The organism is Ornithinimicrobium tianjinense (assembly GCF_014636495.1).
GTDB classification, from domain to species: Bacteria; Actinomycetota; Actinomycetes; order Actinomycetales; family Dermatophilaceae; genus Ornithinicoccus; species Ornithinicoccus tianjinensis.
The window spans coordinates 1,110,351-1,126,373 of record NZ_BMEM01000001.1 but is presented as its reverse complement, the minus strand read 5'-3'; the positions used below and the strand labels follow the sequence as shown (position 1 = coordinate 1,126,373).

Genomic DNA, 16,023 nt, shown 5'->3' with positions numbered 1-16,023 from the left:
CTCCTCCAGCGCGACGAGGACCGGCTGAGTCTCGAGGTCGGCGGCGGCCCTTTCGTCGGCGTTGGCGGCGTAGTTGATCACGAGGAATGCTCCGAGGAGGGCAAGGACGACGCCCACCAGGGCTGCGATGACGCGACGCAATGAGGTTTCTTCCTTCTTCAGTTCTTCAGACGGATGATCAGCGTCTCGCTCGTCGGGTCGACGGGACCGAGCTCCCAGTGGTCCTCGATCGAGACGTAGCCGACGAGCTTGCCGTACACGCAGTGCTTCATCCACTCGCTCGGACTGGTGGGCTCGTCGGCGCAGTACCCGGACGTACGGAAGGAGCTGGGGTACCAGCCACCGGGTCCTGTCTGCTGGATGTGGATGCCCTGCAGCTCGAACGCTGCGAACTTCTCGACGAAGTAGGTCGCATCCGCGCCGTTCTGGTCGGAGACGTCGTAGAACACCGGCACGAAGACGGTCTTGCCGATCTGCGCTCCCCAGTCGCAGTCAACCGTGTTGGCGGAATTACCGGGGACCCCAGGAAGCTCCCCGCTGCCGTCCTCGACGCTCGTGAATTCCGCCTCACAGTCATCCGCCTCCAGGAAGCCGAAGCCGCCTGCAGGGTAGGAGTAGCCGGCACACGCGGGGTATTCGTAGGTCTCGTCTTTCGGAACCCACAGTTCGAAAGACTCGTCGATCTCGTGCTCCTCAAAAGCGCACTCCGAGAAGGCCAGCGGGAACCCTTTCCCGGCCACCGGCGAACCCCACTCAACGGTGGCGCTCGCTGGAACACGGATCGCCCCTGCCCCGACCGCCTGCAGGAAGAACGGCGGCTGCTCTGCGCTTGCGTTCACGCGAACCCACGGAATGTCCCCCTCCATTCCACAGACCACGTCGTCGACGGCAGTGGTGTCCTGCTCGTTCGGGACATTCGGCTTGGCATATTCCAGGGCCAGGGCGGCGTCCTCAATACACCCGGTCAGAGCATATTCCTGGGCCAGCGCGAAGGCGGCTGCGTCAGCACCCGTCTGCACATGCTGGCGCTTGGCGAAGACCGCCGCGCCGTCCACGCCAAGCCCGACGAACCCGAGCATGACGAGCGTGAAGAGAGCGAACGTGACGACGGTCGCGCCGCGTTCCCGCTCCGACGTGAGTCGTCTGATCAGCCGTTGCATCGCATAGCGCCCGTCCCTCGGAGGGTGAAAGTCACTGGCCAGAAGCCAGTCATCATGCCGGTCGGGTAGGTGAGCGAGACTACGGCGCTGGCGTCGGGGTCCGGCGTGGAGGGACAGGCGACCGAGTTGGCCGAGTCCCACACGGGAGTGCCGAAGGCGAAGGCCGCGTCAGCCCGCGCCGCAGCCTGAGTCGCCGCGTCATCAGCGTTGATGGCCATGACCCGGGCCGCGTCGCGGGCAGCCGACCCCAGGCTCGCCTGCATGATGAAGAGCCGACCACCCTCGAGGACGGCCACCAGGAGCATGAGGAACAGCATGACGACGAGCGCGAACTCGACGACCGCCGCGCCGCGCTCGGCGTGCGACCTGCTGGCAACCCGACTGGCTCTCACGACGTCTTCCTTAGCCGTTCGGCCGGCGACGCGGACCGGCTCGCCGGGAGGCAGCAGTCTCCCGACGAGCCGCAAGCTGAGGCCTCGATCAGGGGATGAGGCTGGCGAGGTAGGCGCCGATCTCATTCCACACGGTGACGAGACCGGTGTTCAGCGCGACGGCGCCGAGGACAAGGACGATCGAGATGCCGCCGATGACGAGCGCGTACTCGACAACCCCGGCGCCGCGCTCCTTGTCACCGAACTGCGACTTGAGGGTGGAAAGGGCATAGAAAACTGCAGCCATGATGGCCTCCTGAAAGATGGGTGCTGGCTTTCCCCCGAGCCGAGGGAGCCCATGCGAGTCGGGACTCGCAGCCGGTGTCGGGACAATCCTTCGCCAGCAGCATCAGCATGCACTGAGCAGGTGAACGGCACAAGACGTTGTTACAGTGACGTGCGTCACATTCCGTTCAGGCGTCTAAACGTTCAGTTGGGGGGTTCTTTACCTGCGCTTTACCCCACTCGCTGACGGCAAGGCCCGGCCGGAGGCTCCGGCCGGGCCTTGCCAGCGTGAGATCACTTCAGGAAGTCGGGCACATCCAGGTCGTCGGCCTCGTCCTCGAAGGTCACCTGACGCGGCGGCTGCTGCTGCGCCGGGCGCTGCTGCGGCTGGGCGGGCTGCTGAGCCGCCTGGGCAGGGGTCGCCTGGGAGGTGGGCTGGCCCTGGCTCGGCTGCTGCTGTGCAGCGGCGGGACGCTGCTGGGTCACGGGCTGAGCGGCCGGCTGGGCGGGCTGCCCCTGCGGAGCGTAGGCGCCGGGCGCCGGCGTCGCAGGACGCTGCTGCTGCGGCTGAGCCGCGGGACGACCCGCGCCACCCGCCTGCACCTGCCCAAGCGCCCTCTCGTCGCTGCGGGTCGTCGGGGCTCCCCCGTCGAAGCCGGCAGCGATGACAGTCACGCGGACCTCGTCGCCGAGCGAGTCGTCGATGACGGCACCGAAGATGATGTTGGCCTCGGGGTGCGCCGCCTCCTGCACCAGGCGCGCCGCCTCGTTGATCTCGAAGAGACCCAGGTCGGAGCCACCCTGGACGGACAGCAGCACGCCGTGGGCGCCCTCGATGCTTGCCTCGAGCAGAGGCGAGGAGATCGCGAGCTCGGCAGCTTGGACCGCACGGTCCTCCCCGCGGGCGGAGCCGATACCCATGAGCGCCGAGCCGGCGCCCTGCATGACCGACTTCACGTCGGCGAAGTCGAGGTTGATGAGACCAGGGGTGGTGATCAGGTCGGTGATGCCCTGCACACCGGAGAGAAGAACCTGGTCGGCCGAGCGGAAGGCGTCCAGCATGGACACCGAGCGGTCTGAGATCGACAGGAGCCGGTCGTTGGGGATGACGATCAGCGTGTCGACCTCCTCGCGAAGGGTGCTGATGCCGGACTCGGCCTGGTTGGCACGCCGACGACCCTCGAAGGTGAACGGCCGGGTCACCACACCGATGGTCAGCGCCCCCAGCGACTTGGCGATCTTCGCCACGACCGGAGCACCACCGGTGCCGGTGCCGCCCCCCTCACCCGCTGTGACGAAGACCATGTCGGCGCCGCGCAGCGCCTCCTCGATCTCCTCGCTGTGGTCCTCAGCGGCGCGGCGGCCCACTTCGGGGTCAGCGCCTGCACCGAGGCCGCGGGTGAGCTCACGACCCACGTCCAGCTTGACGTCGGCGTCGCTCATCAGCAGCGCCTGGGCATCCGTGTTGATCGCGATGAACTCGACACCCTTAAGGCCGACCTCGATCATCCGGTTGATGGCGTTGACGCCACCCCCGCCGATGCCGACGACCTTGATGACGGCCAGGTAGTTCTGCGCAGCGGACACGTGCGGGACCTTCCGGTATGGGACAGACAGTTCTTGTGCTGGTGTTCGTCGAAGCGGTGGTGCTCGTGACGTGTATCGCGAGCATAGGGGAACCCGCTGCGCAGCCCCTAGGACATGAACCTCGACCTCAGGTCGAGATATCGGACCCTCCCCTATGCTGCGCACCATCAGGCAGATGGGAGCGAGCATGACGCAGAGGCAAGGTCGGGACTGGGGGCTGGCCCTTCCAGCACGCCTCGCCTTCCCTGCGATGCTGATGCTGGTCGCGCTGCTGCGCTACGTCAGCCCCATCGGCGACCCGGACACCTTCTGGCACGTACGGACTGGCCACTGGATCCGTGACGCCTGGCAGTTCCACGGGCCGGACCCCTTCACACGCACGGCCACGGTGGACTGGACGCTGCACGAATGGATTCCGGAGCTGGCCATGAGCGTCGCCGACGACGTCTGGGGCATGCGGGGACTGATCATGTTCAAGATCGTCTCGCTGGCGCTGCTCATGCTGACGATCTACTGGGTGTGTCGGCAGCGTTCGTCCATCCTGGTCGCCGGCTTTGTCACGGGAGCGACGGTCGCCGCCATGAGCTCGAGCATCTCGCCCCGCCCCCAGATGCTCACCTTCGTTCTTACGCTGCTCGCCGTGCACGGGTGGCTGGCCTCTGCCCAGGACGGCCGTCCTCGTTGGTGGCTGGTCGCACTGAGCTGGGTCTGGGCCTCGTCCCACGGCATGTGGTTCGTGGGCGTCATGGTCGGAATTGCTGTCGTCCTCGGGTCGCTCCTCGATCGCGCCGGCTCCAGACGGTGGTTCGGCAAGGCCGGTCTGATCCTCCTGTGCCAGGTGGCGGCGGCGGCTGCCGGGCCGGCTGGCTGGCATGTCCTGACGGCACCGCTTCGGGTGTCAGCCACGACAGCGCTGATCTCTGAGTGGAGGCCGGCTTCCCTCATGGACGTCGCGTTCGCCATCTTTGTGAGCCTGGCTGGCCTGGTCGTCATCCTGTGGTCGCGTCGGACCGAGCGGGTGACGTGGCGAGCGCTGATGCTCCTCGCGCTCTCGGCCGGTCTTGCTCTAATCGGTGTGCGCCTGGTGGCCGTCGGAGCCGCCGTGCTGGCGCCAGTGGCCGCGTCCGCGATCGAGGAGGCCCTGGAGTATCGACGTGAGCGGGTGAGCTCGACTGAAGTCGCCGCGACGTCGCTCGGAATCCTGTTGGGGATCGCCGGGGCACTGCTGCTTGTGGCCTCTATGGCGCGACCGGTGTCCTGGGGGCCGGCCGGGCTCGTCGACGAGCTGGCGACCGTTCCCCCCGGTGCCACAGTGTGCAACAGCTACGGCCTAGGTGGGTGGTTGCTGTACGTGGCACCGAACCTCCTTCCTGTCGTCGACGGTCGTTCGGAGATCTACGCGCCCACGCACGTGGCCACCAGCATGGCCATGGAATCCGGAGCGGGGTGGCGGGAGTTCGCTGACACCCACGACTGTTCGGTCGCGCTCCTCGATTCCGACGCACCAGCAATAGAGCTCTTCACTGCGGTTGGTGGCTGGACGCCTGTCGCCACAGCCGATGGGTACACGCTGCTCCGTCGGCCGTGAGCCGAGCACAATGCACGCGGCCCGTGGGTCTTCAGATGACCAGCGGTGGCGCACCGCGTACGGGGCGCATACCGTCGAGAGAGGACTCGAGCAGGAGGTGTGCCATGACACGGCAGGACTGGCAGGACCTGGGCTGGTGGATCGGCGCGACGGGCGCGTTCGGCACGACCGTGATCATCCTCTACATGCTGATCATGGCGTTCGTGTACTGGCTCTTCGCCTAGGGCTCAGCCGGTCTTCTCCGGTATGCCGCTCACCACCGGCGTGTCCGGCAGGCTCACGTCGATCGTCTGCGGGATGGCCCCCTGCGGGTCGATGCTGTCCTGCGAGATGAGCGCCTCGATGACGCGCCACTTCTTCTCGGCCGCCGCGGGCGCGCCCCACTCGATGGTGAGCTGGTCGATCTTCAGGGTCACCAGCCCGTCGGCGCCGAGCCGCGGCGCGGAGAGGTCGCCCTCGAGCTTCGCGGGGTCGGGCCGGGTGCGCCAGAGCTCGACCAGGCCGCGCACCGTGCCACCGCTCAGCTCGGTGGGCTTGCTCCTCACCCAGACGGACGGCAGCTTGCGGGAGGGGTTGTCCACCTGGTCGTAGACGACGCCCTCCACGTCCGAGACCCACGTCGTGCCGCCCTGGCGCAGCACGAGCGCCGGCTCGCGCAGGGTCGGGCGCAGCGTGACGGTGCCGTCGGTCCAGTCGCTGTCGACGGTGAGGTCGGCGACGCGCAGGTCCTCCTGGACGCGCTCCCTGACGCGGCTCTCCGAGACGCGCGCCAGCGGCCGGCCTCGCGGCACCTGCGCGAGGCGCTCCACCGACTCGGCGACCTCGCCCTCCACCCCGGCCACCTTCACGTCCTTCACGACGAAGGCCGCCGACCAGAAGAAGAGGAAGACCAGGCCAGCGACGAGCACCAGCACCAGGGCCGTCAGCCCGAGGACCCGGCGTCGCATCGTCGGGGTCGCTGGTATGCCGCGCCTCCCCCAGAGTTTCGTGCTCGGGCTCACCGCGGCGCGTCCTCCAGCAGCTCGAGCAGCCGCGGGCCGACGGTCGTGATGTCGCCGGCGCCGACCGTGACCACGAGGTCCCCCGGCCGCACGAGCTCGCGCAGCTGCTCGGGGGCGGAGGCGAGGTCGCGGGCGAGGTGGACGTCCACGGCATACCCGGAGGCGCGGACGAGGTCGCCCAGCATCTCGGAGCGCACGTCCGGGAAGTCGGCCTGGGTCTCGCGCGCGCCGTAGACCGGCAGGAGCAGGAGCACGTCGGCCTGGGCGAGGCCGGCGGCGAAGCCCTCGGCGAAGTCGCGGGTGCGCGAGAACAGGTGCGGCTGGAAGGCGACCACGACACGCCGTCCCTGCGCCGCCGACCGGGCCGCCTGCACCACGGCGGCGACCTTGGGCGCGTTGTGGGCGTAGTCGTCGACGACCTCGACCCCGCCGGCGTGTCCCACCAGCTCGAACCTCCGGTGGGCGCCCGGGAAGCGCGCCAGGCCCTCCAGGACCGGTTCGATCGGCAGCTCCAGCCCGGCCACCGCCGCGAGCAGCGCGGCCGTCGCGTTGTGCACGCTGTGCAGCCCCGGCACCGGCAGCGCGAGCCGCACCTGGGCGCCCTCCACGACCGGGCCGAGGGTGCGCGTGAACGTCACGGTGGCGCCGGAGGACATCCCCTCGGTGACGAGGTCGCTCAGGACCACGTCACTCGCCGGCTCGGTCCCCCACGTCACGACGCGGCCGCCGCGCTCGCGCACGGTCGCGGCCAGTCGTGCGGCGCCGGGGTCGTCGGCGTTGGTGACCAGCAGACCACCGGGGCGGATCGTCGCGGCGAAGTCGGCGTAGGCCCGCTCGACGGTCTCGGCGTCGCCGTAGAAGTCGAGGTGGTCGGGCTGGACGTTGGTCACCACGGCCACGAGCGGGCGGTAGACGAGGAAGGAGCCGTCGCTCTCGTCGGCCTCGACCACCATGGGCGAGCCCGGCGCGCCGGGCGCGGCGTTGGTGCCGGTCCCCGCGAGCGGGGCGCCGATGACGTAGCCCGGGTCCGCGCCGGCCGCCTGCAGGGCTACCGTGGTCATCGCGCTCGTGGTCGTCTTGCCGTTGGCCCCGGCGACCGCGACGGCGTCGCGGCCGTGGAGCAGGGAGGCGATGCCCTGGGCGCGGTGCAGCACCCGCAGGCCGGCGGTGCGCGCGGCGGCCAGCTCGGGGTTGCTCTCGGGGATGGCGCTGGAGATGACGACCGTGCCGGCGCCCGCCACGTGCGCCGCGTCGTGGCCGACGTGGACGGTGGCCCCCTCCGCCTCGAGCGAGCGCAGGGTGGCGCTGTCGGAGCGGTCGGAGCCGCTCACCGGGATGCCGCGGTCGAGGAACATCCGCGCCACGCCCGACATGCCCGAGCCGCCGATCGCGATGAGGTGCACGGGTCCGAGCTCCTCGGCGGGAGGCACGGGCACCGGGCTCGCGAAGTCGAAGCGGGGGTTGACCCCGCGGGGCGGCGTGCTCACGACGGCTGCGTCCCGTCGGCCGCGGCCAGGATCAGGTCGACCAGCCGGTCGTCGGCGTCGCGCTCCCCGTGCGCGGCGGCGGCCGCCGCCATCGCCCCGAGCCGCTCGGCGTCCGTGACCAGGGGTATGACGCTCTCGCGCACCCAGTCCGCGGTCACCTCGGCGTCGTCGACCAGCAGGCCGCCGCCGGCCTCGACCACGTCGGCGGCGTTGAGCCGCTGCTCGCCGTTGCCCACGGGCAGCGGCACGTAGACGGCCGGCACGCCGACGGCGGCCAGCTCGCAGACCGTGCCGGCACCGGCACGGCATACCGCGAGGTCGGCGACGGCGTAGGCCAGCTCCATGCGGTCGGTGTAGGGCAGGGCGACGTAGCGCGCGCCGGTGGACGAGCTCGCGGGGACCTCGATCTCCTTGCCCGCACCGGTGAGGTGCAGCACCTGCACCCCGGCCTCCAGCAGGTCGGCCGCCGCTGCGGCGAACGCGGTGTTGAGCCGCAGCGCGCCGAGCGACCCGCCGAAGACGAGAAGGGTCGGGCGGCCCTCGTCGAGGCCGAAGTGCGCCAGCCCCTCGGCGCGGGCGGCCGCGACGTCGAGGTCGCGGATCTCGGCGCGCAGCGGCAGTCCGACGCGGCGCGCGTGGGCCAGCTCGGTGCTGGCGAAGGTCGTGGCGACCGCGGAGGTGAAGCGGGCGCCGAGGCGGTTGGCCAGGCCGGCGCGGGCGTTCTGCTCGTGGATGACGATCGGGACGCCGACGCTGCGGGCCGCGAGGTAGGCGGGCGAGGCGACGTAGCCGCCGAAGCCCACGACCACGTCGGCGTCCGCGTCGTGGATCGCGGTGCGGGCGGTGTGGATCGCCTGGCGGAGCCGCGCCGGGAAGCGCAGGACCGTGGTGTCGGGCCGGCGCGGGAAGGGCACCTTGGGCACGACCGTGAGCTCGTAGCCCCGCTCGGGCACCAGCCGGGCCTCGAGGCCCTCGGCGGTCCCGAGCACGACGATCCGCGCGTCGGGCACGCGACGACGCAGCGCGTCGGCGGTGGCCAGCAACGGGTTGACGTGTCCGGCGGACCCGCCGCCGGCCAGCACGACCGAGAGCCCTCCCTCGCGCGCGCTCACCGGCCGCCCCTGCTGCCGTGACCGCGGCGGGTGCGCCCGAGGGCGTCATGGGTGCGCGGCGCGCGGGTCGTCGACCTGGCGGCCTGGGCCGGACGCGCCGTGCGGGCCGGGCCGGACGACCGCCTCGCCCGCGCGCCGGCCCGGGGACCGCTCTCGGCGGACGGGACGGCGGCCAGCGTGCGGCGCAGGGTGGACGTGCGGCCGCCGAGCGCCTCACCCGCGCCCGGGAGCGAGCGGGCGAGCGCGAGGAGCAGCCCGACGCCGGTCATCGCGGCGACCAGCGCGGACCCGCCGCTGGAGACCAGCGGCAGCGGCACGCCGATGATCGGCAGCATCCCGATGACCGAGCCGATGTTGACCATCGCCTGGGCGAGGAACCAGACCATCACCCCGGACGCCGCCAGGCGGGTGAACATGTCCTCGGACTGGTGGACGATCCGGAAGCACGCGTAGGCCAGCACCGCGAAGAGCAGCAGCACGCCCACCGTGCCGGGCAGCCCCAGCTCCTCGCCGATGATGGCCAGGATGAAGTCGTTGTGCGGCTCGGGCAGGATTCCCCACTTCTCGCGGGACTCCCCCAGGCCCAGGCCCCACCAGCCGCCGTCGGCGAGGGCGTACTCGGCGTGCACCTTCTGGTAGCACCCGGCCACCTGGGGGCCCGAGCAGATGTCGCCCAGCCAGACCTGGATGCGCTGCATCCGGTTGGCGCTGCCCGCGGCGAGGAAGGCGATGCCGGCGGCGGCCACCGCGCCCACGCCGACGAACCAGCGGGCGGGCAGCCCGGCGGTCCACAGCAGGCCGCCCAGGATCGCCACCATGATCATGCCGGTGCCGAGGTCGTTGCCCTGCAGCACCAGGCCGAGCAGCACGATCCCGACCGGGAAGATCAGCGGGATCGTCGCGTGCGCGATCTTGTGGATCAGCCGTCGCTTGGTGGCCAGGACCGCCGCGCCGAAGACGACCAGCGCGAGCTTGCCGAACTCCGAGGGCTGCACCGTGCGCCCGCCGATGCTCAGCCAGTTGCGGTTGCCCTGGAAGCTGTCGAGCCCGAGCGGCGAGAAGACCAGCCCCTGGAGCACCAGCGCGCCGATGATGCCCGGCCAGGCCAGCCGCTTCCACCAGCGCACCGGGACCCGGGACGCGGCGACGGCCAGGACCAGGCCGACCCCGGCATACATGAGCTGGTCGAGGAAGACGAGGTAGGAGTTGCCGTCCTCGGCGTAGGAGCTGACGCTGCTGGCCGAGAGGACCATGACCAGCCCCAGCCCGACGAGCAGGGAGGTGCTGGCCAGCACGAGGTAGTAGGGCGCGACGGGCGAGCGGAGCCACTGGCCGACGGAGGCCACCGTCCAGCCCTCCGCCGGGCTGCCTCCCCGTCGGCCGAACAGCCCCGGACGCGTCACGGTGGTCATCGCTGGCCCTCGGAGCCCAGGTGCCGGCGCACCGCGTCGGCGAAGACGTCGCCGCGGGAGCCGTAGCTGGGGAACATGTCCAGCGACGCCGCCGCGGGCGAGAGCAGGACGACGTGGCCGGGCTCGGCGAGCTCCGCGGCCCGCGCCACGACCGCGTCCATCAGCCTCCCCAGAGCGTCCATGTCCCCATGGTCGGCGACCCCGACGTCGTGGACGGGCACATCCGGCGCGTGTCGGGAGAGCGACTCGGCGATCTGCGCCCGGTCGGCCCCGAGCAGCACCACGCCCCGCAGCCTCCCGGCCACGGACGCCACCAGCTCGTCGATGTCCGCGCCCTTGAGCTGACCACCGGCGATCCAGACGATGTCGGGGTAGGCCAGCAGGGCGGCCTGGGCGGCGTGCGGGTTGGTCGCCTTGGAGTCGTCCACCCACGTCACGCCGTCGGCCTCGGCCACGATCGCGGTGCGGTGGGCATCGGTGCGGAAGGCGCGCAACCCGTCGCGCACGGCGGTCGCGGGCACGCCCAGTGCACGCACCAGCGCCGCTGCGGCGAGGGCGTTGGCGACCAGGTGCGGCGGCGGGGAGGCGTCGCCGCCGGAGGCGCGCCGCAGGTCGTCCAGGGTGCCCAGCTCAGCCGCGGAGGTCCGCCGCTGCTCGATGAAGGCGCGGTCGGCCAGCACGTCCTCGACCAGCCCGACCATCGACAGCCCGGGCGTGCCGAGGGTGAAGCCCACCGCGCGGCAGCCCTCCTCCACGTCGGCCTCCTCCACCATCCGCTCGGTGGCCGGGTCCTGGACGTTGTAGACGCAGGCCACCTGGGTGCGTTCGTAGATCCGCGCCTTGTCGGCGGCGTAGGCCTCCATCGAGCCGTGCCAGTCGAGGTGGTCGGGGGCCAGGTTGAGCACGACGCTGGCCAGCGGCGCCATCGTGTGCGTGTGGTGCAGCTGGAAGCTGGAGAGCTCGACCGCGATGACGTCGTAGGGCTCCGGGTGCTGCACCGCGTCGAGGATCGGTGTGCCGACGTTGCCCACGGCGACCGCGCGCAGCCCGGCGGTGCGCAGGATGGTCTCCACGAGCTGGACCGTCGTCGTCTTGCCGTTGGTGCCGGTCACCGCGAGCCAGGGCGCCGCGCCGATGTTGGGGCGCAGCCGCCAGGCCAGCTCGACCTCGCTCCAGACCGGTATGCCGCGCTCCTGCGCCGCGCGCAGGACCGGCGAGTCCGGCCGCCAGCCCGGCGAGGTGACGACCAGGTCGTAGTCGCCCACGGCCGCCGACGCCTCGGGCCACGCCTCCACGTGCTCGGCACCCAGGCGCACGTCGGCGCCGAGGATCCCGAGGATGCCGGCCTGGGTGGCCTGCTTCTCCGAGTCGTTGCCGCGGTCGACGACGGTGACGAGGGCGTCGTGCTGGATGAGCGCGTCGGCGGCCGCGAAGCCGCTCACGCCCAGGCCGGTCACGAGCACCCGCAGGCCGGCCCAGTCCGCGTCGCGGTGGGTGAGGTCGTCCAGGTCGCGCCGGCTCACAGGTTGGCCACCCACTCGCCGTAGAAGAGGGCCAGCCCGACCGCCACGCAGATCCCGGCGATGATCCAGAAGCGGATGACGATCGTCACCTCGGCCCATCCGAGCAGCTCGAAGTGGTGCTGCAGCGGCGCCATCCGGAAGACCCGTTTGCCGGTCATCTTGAACGAGGCCACCTGGATGATCACCGACAGGGTGATTATGACGAACAGGCCGCCGAGGATCGCCAGCAGCAGCTCGGTGTGCGTGGTGATCGCCAGGCCGGCCAGGCCGCCGCCGAGCGCCAGCGAGCCGGTGTCGCCCATGAAGATCTTGGCCGGCGAGGCGTTCCACCACAGGAAGCCGAAGCAGGCGCCGGCGACCGAGCACGCGACGACGGCGAGGTCGAGCGCGTCGCGCACGTCGTAGCAGTTGGGGCCGGGGGCCAGCTGGCAGTTCTGGTTGTACTGCCAGATGCCGATGAAGGAGTAGGCCGCGAAGACCATGACGCTCGCGCCCGTCGCCAGCCCGTCGAGCCCGTCGGTGAGGTTGACACCGTTGGAGGCGCCCGCGATGAGCACGTTGGCCCAGAGCACGAACAGGATCACCCCGAGCACCGGGCCGAGCACCGCCAGGTCGACGGGGGTGTCGCGCACGAACGAGATCGCCGTGGACGCCGGGCTGCGGGTGTTGTCGCCCGGTGACTGGAGCGCCAGGATCGCGAAGATGACGGCGACCAGCGTCTGCCCGACGAGCTTCTCCACCGAGGTGAGGCCGAGGCTGCGCTGCTTGGAGATCTTGGTGTAGTCGTCCAGGAAGCCGATGAAGCCGAGGCCGGTGATGAGGAAGAGCACCAGGAGCGCGCTCAGCGTGAACCGGCTGTGGGTCACCTCCACCATGCCGGACATGTCCAGGAGGATGAGGAGCAGGTGCGAGACGCCATACCCGATCAGGGAGGCGGCGATGATCACCGCGCCGCCCATCGTGGGGGTGCCGCGCTTGGTGTGGTGGCTGGTGGGGCCGTCGTCGCGGATGAACTGGCCGTAGCCGCGCCGCACGAGGAACTTGATGAACAGCGGGGTGCCGAAGAGCGCCACCAGCATCGCGACACCGCCGGCCATGACCACGTTGACCATCAGTCACCGTCCTTCGAGGCATGGGCGAGCTCGTCGCCGAGGAGACGCAGGCCGGAGTCGCGGCTGCTCTTGAGCAGCACGACGTCGCCGCCGCGCAGGGTCTGGTCCAGGTGGGCGCGCGCGGCGTGACGGTCCGGGACTGTCCGGGCGCTCGCGCCCCCCGCCCCGAGGTATGCCGCCGCCGCGGGCTCGGCGAGGTCACCCACGGCCACCAGCTCGTCGACGCCCAGCTCGGCGGCCAGGCGGCCCACGCCGGCGTGCTCGGCGTCGCTGTCCTCCCCCAGCTCGAGCATCCCGCCGAGCACGGCGACGACGCGGCCGTCGGTCTGACGCATCGCGGCCAGGGCGCGCAGGGCGGCCGCGGTGGAGTCGGGGTTGGCGTTGTAGGCGTCGTTGACGACAGTGACCCCGTCCTCGCGGGCGGTCACCTGCATGCGGCCCGGGGACCGGGGCTCCGCCCGGCCGAGCGCGTCCGCGACGTCGACCCACGGCATACCCCACTCGTGCGCCACCGCCGCGACCGCGAGGGCGTTGCCGACGTGGTGCTCCCCGACGACGCGCAGGCTGACCCGCAGGTCGTGCTCGAGGTCGGCGGCGTGCAGCCGGAAGGAGGCCCGGCCCTGCCCGTCGAGGCGGACCTCGCTGGCGCGGACGTCGGCGTCCTGGGCGCGGCCCACCGTGAGGATGCGGGCACCCACCCGCGCGGCGACGTGCTCCATCCGCTGGACGACGGGGTCGTCGGCGTTGAGGACGGCCAGCCCGCCGGGCTCCAGGCCCTCCACGATCTCCGACTTGGCCACCCCGATCGCCTCCCGGGAGCCGAACTCACCCAGGTGCGCGGTGCCGACGTTGAGGACGACCGAGACGGTGGGCGGCGCGATGGCCGTGAGGTGGGCGATGTGGCCGGCGCCCGAGGCCCCCATCTCCGCGACGAGGTAGGCGTGCTGCTCGGTCAGCCGGCAGACGGTCAGCGGGACGCCGACCTCGGAGTTGTAGGACGCCTCCGGCGCGAGCGTCGGACCGAGCCGCTCGAGCACCTGGGCCATCAGGTCCTTGGTGGAGGTCTTGCCGGAGGAGCCGGTGATGGCGACCGTCCGCAGGCCGCCGGCCGCCGCACAGCGGTCGCGGACCTCACGGGCGAGCGCGGCGAAGGCGCGCGTCACCGCGTCGTAGGGCGGGCGGTCGGGACGCTCGGACAGACGGGAGGGGTCCTCGTCGACGACGACGCAGGGCAGCACCGTGCTCTCACGGTTGGTCAGCGCGGCCACCGCGCCGCGCGATGCGGCGGCGTCGAGGAAGTCGTGGCCGTCGGCGTGGTCACCGCGGCGCGCGACGTAGAGGCTGCCCGGCACCACCTCTCGGGAGTCGGTCACGACGGTGGCGGTCACGACTACCGCTCCCGCCTCGGGGGTGTCGGGGTGTACCCGGCCACCGGTGACCTGCGCGATCTCTCGCAGGGTCAGGGGGATCACGCTCAGGGGGTCCCTTCGTCCTTGATGGCAATGTCCCCCCGTGTGACATCGCCGCTCTCCCCGGGCGCCTTCGCGGCGGGGTCGTACTCCAGGTCCAGCGTCAGCGGCGGGGTGGTGGCGGGCTCGATGCCCTCCGACTGCAGCGCGTAGCGCATGATCGAGGAGAAGACCGGCCCGGCGATGACGCCGCCGAAACGGCCGATCCGGGTGGGCCGCTGGACGGCGACGCCGACGACGTACTTCGGGTCCTCGACCGGCGCGTAACCGATGAAGCTGGAGGTGACGCCGGAGTACTTCCCGAGGTCGTTGTCGTAGCGGTCGGCGGTGCTCGTCTTGCCGGCGACGTGGTAGCCGTCGACGGCGGCCAGGGGCGCGGTCCCGCCCGTCGCGGGGATCTGCTGCATGATCTCCGACAGGGTCGCGGCGGTCTCCTCGGAGACCACGCGCGTGCCGGCGGGGACCGGCGTCTCGGCATAGCGGCCCTCGGCCTCGGTGGTCCCCTGGACGAAGCCCGGCTGCAGCCGGACGCCGCCGTTGGCGATGGTCTGGAAGACGCTGACCTGCTGGAGGAAGGAGCCGCTGAGGCCCTGGCCGAACATCATCGTGAACTTCGACGTGGCGCTCCAGGTGTCCGGTGCCGGCACCAGACCCGCGGACTCTCCCGGTATGCCGTGCCCGACCGGGCTGCCCAGGCCGAACTTGCGCAGCCAGGAGTAGAACGTCTCGTCGTCGAGCTGCTCCCCCACGAGGATCGTGCCCATGTTGGAGGACTTGGCGATCACGCCGGCGAAGGTGAGGTTGAGGACCGGGTGGGGCTCGACGTCCTTGAAGACCGAGCCGCCGCGGGGCAGCGCGACCGGGACCTCGATCGGGGTGTCGCGCTCGACGATGCCCTCCTCGAGCGCGGCGGCGGCGGTGATGAGCTTGGCCGTGGAGCCCGGCTCGTAGACGTCCTCGATCGCCGTGTTGCGCATGTCCTCGACGCTCTGCGTGTCGTCGCCCGGGTCGAAGCTCGGGTAGCTGGCGAGCGCCACGATGCGGCCGGTGCGGACCTCCTGCACCACGGCATACCCCCGCAGGGCGCCCGCCTCGCGGACGCGCTTGCGCACCTGGTCGAAGGCGTACCACTGCAGGTCGGAGTCGATGGACAGCCGCACGTCCTGGCCGGGCTCGGCCGGGGTCTCCTCGTAGAGGCCGGTGCTGATCTTCTCGCCGTTGCGGCCCTGCTCGTAGACAGCCTCGCCGGGTGTGCCGGTGAGCCCGGTGTTGTGGACCAGCTCGAGGCCACCGGCCGGCAGACCGCCGGCCCCGACCCAGCCCACCAGCGGGGCGCTGGCCTCGCCGAGCGGGTAGTCACGGCGCATGAACGGCTCGGCGCTGACGCCGCGCACGTTGCGCTTGCGCAGCTCCTGCCAGGTGCGCGGGGAGACGTCGGCGACGAGGACGGCATACTGCGAGCCCTCGGGGTTCTCGAGCTTGTCGAGCACCGAGGCCCGCGAGGCTCCGGTGACCTCGCTGACGACCTGGGCGACGGCAGTGAAGCCCTCGGCGACGATCTCGCCGTCGTCGTCGCGCAGGGTGTAGTCGGCCGCGAGGGTCGGGTCGGCGATGACGCGGCGGCGCTCGGTGCTCACCGCGAGCTCTGCGCCGTCGACGTCGGTGATCCGGCCGCGCTCGGCCGGGATCGAGGTCACGGCGAGCCGGCCGTCGAGGGCTGCGGCCGAGACGCTGGCGGCGTCGAGCCCCTGGAGCCGCACCAGCTGGGCGGCGAAGAGGCTCAGGACGACCAGGCAGCCGAGGAGCAGCGTGCGCACGCGCCGGGCGGGGTGGACCACCCCGGGTGCGACGGTGCCGCGCCGGGCGGGCGTGCCACGGCGCGCAGCTCCTGGTGCTCCCACGTGTCCCTACCTCTG

The 16,023-nt window shown here is 71.6% G+C and carries 13 protein-coding genes; 1 reads left to right on the top strand and 12 read right to left on the bottom strand.

The genetic code is table 11. The features are described 5' to 3' along the window. Positions 1 to 158 precede the first annotated feature (158 nt). From IEV65_RS05245 to ftsZ, 4 genes are all read right to left on the bottom strand, one after another. A complete protein-coding gene (locus tag IEV65_RS05245; RefSeq protein ID WP_188428494.1) occupies positions 159 to 1,160 on the bottom strand; it encodes a TadE/TadG family type IV pilus assembly protein in 1,002 nt (333 codons plus the stop codon). Beyond that, a complete protein-coding gene (locus IEV65_RS05240; protein ID WP_188428493.1) occupies positions 1,148 to 1,552 on the bottom strand; it encodes a TadE family protein in 405 nt (134 codons plus the stop codon). Before IEV65_RS05240 ends, IEV65_RS05245 begins: the two co-directional genes overlap by 13 nt. Positions 1,553 to 1,640: 88 nt before the next feature. Then, the gene (locus IEV65_RS05235; RefSeq protein WP_188428492.1) at positions 1,641 to 1,838 is read right to left on the bottom strand and encodes a Flp family type IVb pilin; all 198 of its coding nucleotides are present in this window, start codon (positions 1,836 to 1,838) and stop codon (positions 1,641 to 1,643) included. Positions 1,839 to 2,110: 272 nt separating this feature from the next. Beyond that, complete coding sequence (gene ftsZ, locus IEV65_RS05230) at positions 2,111 to 3,403, bottom strand: cell division protein FtsZ (protein ID WP_188428491.1); 1,293 nt, start codon at positions 3,401 to 3,403, stop codon at positions 2,111 to 2,113. Between the two features lie 154 nt (positions 3,404 to 3,557). Here ftsZ and IEV65_RS05225 point away from each other — a divergent pair, with 154 nt between their 5' ends. Next, complete coding sequence (locus IEV65_RS05225) at positions 3,558 to 4,991, top strand: hypothetical protein (protein ID WP_188428490.1); 1,434 nt, start codon at positions 3,558 to 3,560, stop codon at positions 4,989 to 4,991. Between the two features lie 227 nt (positions 4,992 to 5,218). Here the strand turns inward: IEV65_RS05225 and IEV65_RS05220 are convergent, their stop codons facing one another. The 8 genes from IEV65_RS05220 to IEV65_RS05185 are packed head-to-tail and all read right to left on the bottom strand — an operon-like array spanning position 5,219 to position 16,008. Continuing rightward, complete coding sequence (locus tag IEV65_RS05220; protein ID WP_229734916.1) at positions 5,219 to 5,992, bottom strand: cell division protein FtsQ/DivIB; 774 nt, start codon at positions 5,990 to 5,992, stop codon at positions 5,219 to 5,221. Next, positions 5,989 to 7,479, bottom strand: a complete 1,491-nt coding sequence (gene murC / locus IEV65_RS05215; protein WP_188428488.1) for a UDP-N-acetylmuramate--L-alanine ligase — start codon at positions 7,477 to 7,479, stop codon at positions 5,989 to 5,991. Before murC ends, IEV65_RS05220 begins: the two co-directional genes overlap by 4 nt. After that, positions 7,476 to 8,591: an undecaprenyldiphospho-muramoylpentapeptide beta-N-acetylglucosaminyltransferase gene (murG, locus tag IEV65_RS05210; RefSeq protein ID WP_188428487.1), complete on the bottom strand. Its 1,116-nt coding sequence runs from the start codon at positions 8,589 to 8,591 to the stop codon at positions 7,476 to 7,478. The genes murC and murG overlap by 4 nt, the downstream gene beginning before the upstream one ends. After that, on the bottom strand, positions 8,588 to 10,003 hold the full coding sequence (ftsW, locus tag IEV65_RS05205; protein WP_188428486.1) for a putative lipid II flippase FtsW: 1,416 nt from the start codon (positions 10,001 to 10,003) through the stop codon (positions 8,588 to 8,590). The genes murG and ftsW overlap by 4 nt, the downstream gene beginning before the upstream one ends. Beyond that, entirely contained in the window at positions 10,000 to 11,526 is a 1,527-nt protein-coding gene (murD, locus tag IEV65_RS05200; RefSeq protein ID WP_229734915.1) for a UDP-N-acetylmuramoyl-L-alanine--D-glutamate ligase, read from the bottom strand. Before murD ends, ftsW begins: the two co-directional genes overlap by 4 nt. Further along, positions 11,523 to 12,638 carry a phospho-N-acetylmuramoyl-pentapeptide-transferase gene (gene mraY, locus IEV65_RS05195; RefSeq protein ID WP_188428484.1) on the bottom strand — a complete coding sequence of 372 codons (1,116 nt, stop codon included), beginning with the start codon at positions 12,636 to 12,638 and terminating at the stop codon, positions 11,523 to 11,525. The genes murD and mraY overlap by 4 nt, the downstream gene beginning before the upstream one ends. Next, positions 12,638 to 14,110, bottom strand: coding sequence for a UDP-N-acetylmuramoyl-tripeptide--D-alanyl-D-alanine ligase (locus IEV65_RS05190; protein WP_188428483.1), 1,473 nt, complete (start codon positions 14,108 to 14,110; stop codon positions 12,638 to 12,640). The genes mraY and IEV65_RS05190 overlap by 1 nt, the downstream gene beginning before the upstream one ends. A 2-nt stretch (positions 14,111 to 14,112) precedes the next feature. Continuing rightward, positions 14,113 to 16,008, bottom strand: a complete 1,896-nt coding sequence (locus IEV65_RS05185; RefSeq protein WP_188428482.1) for a peptidoglycan D,D-transpeptidase FtsI family protein — start codon at positions 16,006 to 16,008, stop codon at positions 14,113 to 14,115. Positions 16,009 to 16,023 lie beyond the last annotated feature (15 nt).

Excerpts from the sequence above, each read along its gene's own strand:
- ftsW (WP_188428486.1), bottom strand. The coding sequence starts at position 10,003 with ATGACCACCGTGACGCGTCCGGGGCTGTTCGGCCGACGGGGAGGCAGC.
- IEV65_RS05235 (WP_188428492.1), bottom strand. The coding sequence starts at position 1,838 with ATGGCTGCAGTTTTCTATGCCCTTTCCACCCTCAAGTCGCAGTTCGGT.
- mraY (WP_188428484.1), bottom strand. The coding sequence starts at position 12,638 with ATGGTCAACGTGGTCATGGCCGGCGGTGTCGCGATGCTGGTGGCGCTC.
- IEV65_RS05225 (WP_188428490.1), top strand. The coding sequence starts at position 3,558 with ATGCTGCGCACCATCAGGCAGATGGGAGCGAGCATGACGCAGAGGCAA.
- IEV65_RS05245 (WP_188428494.1), bottom strand. The coding sequence starts at position 1,160 with ATGCAACGGCTGATCAGACGACTCACGTCGGAGCGGGAACGCGGCGCG.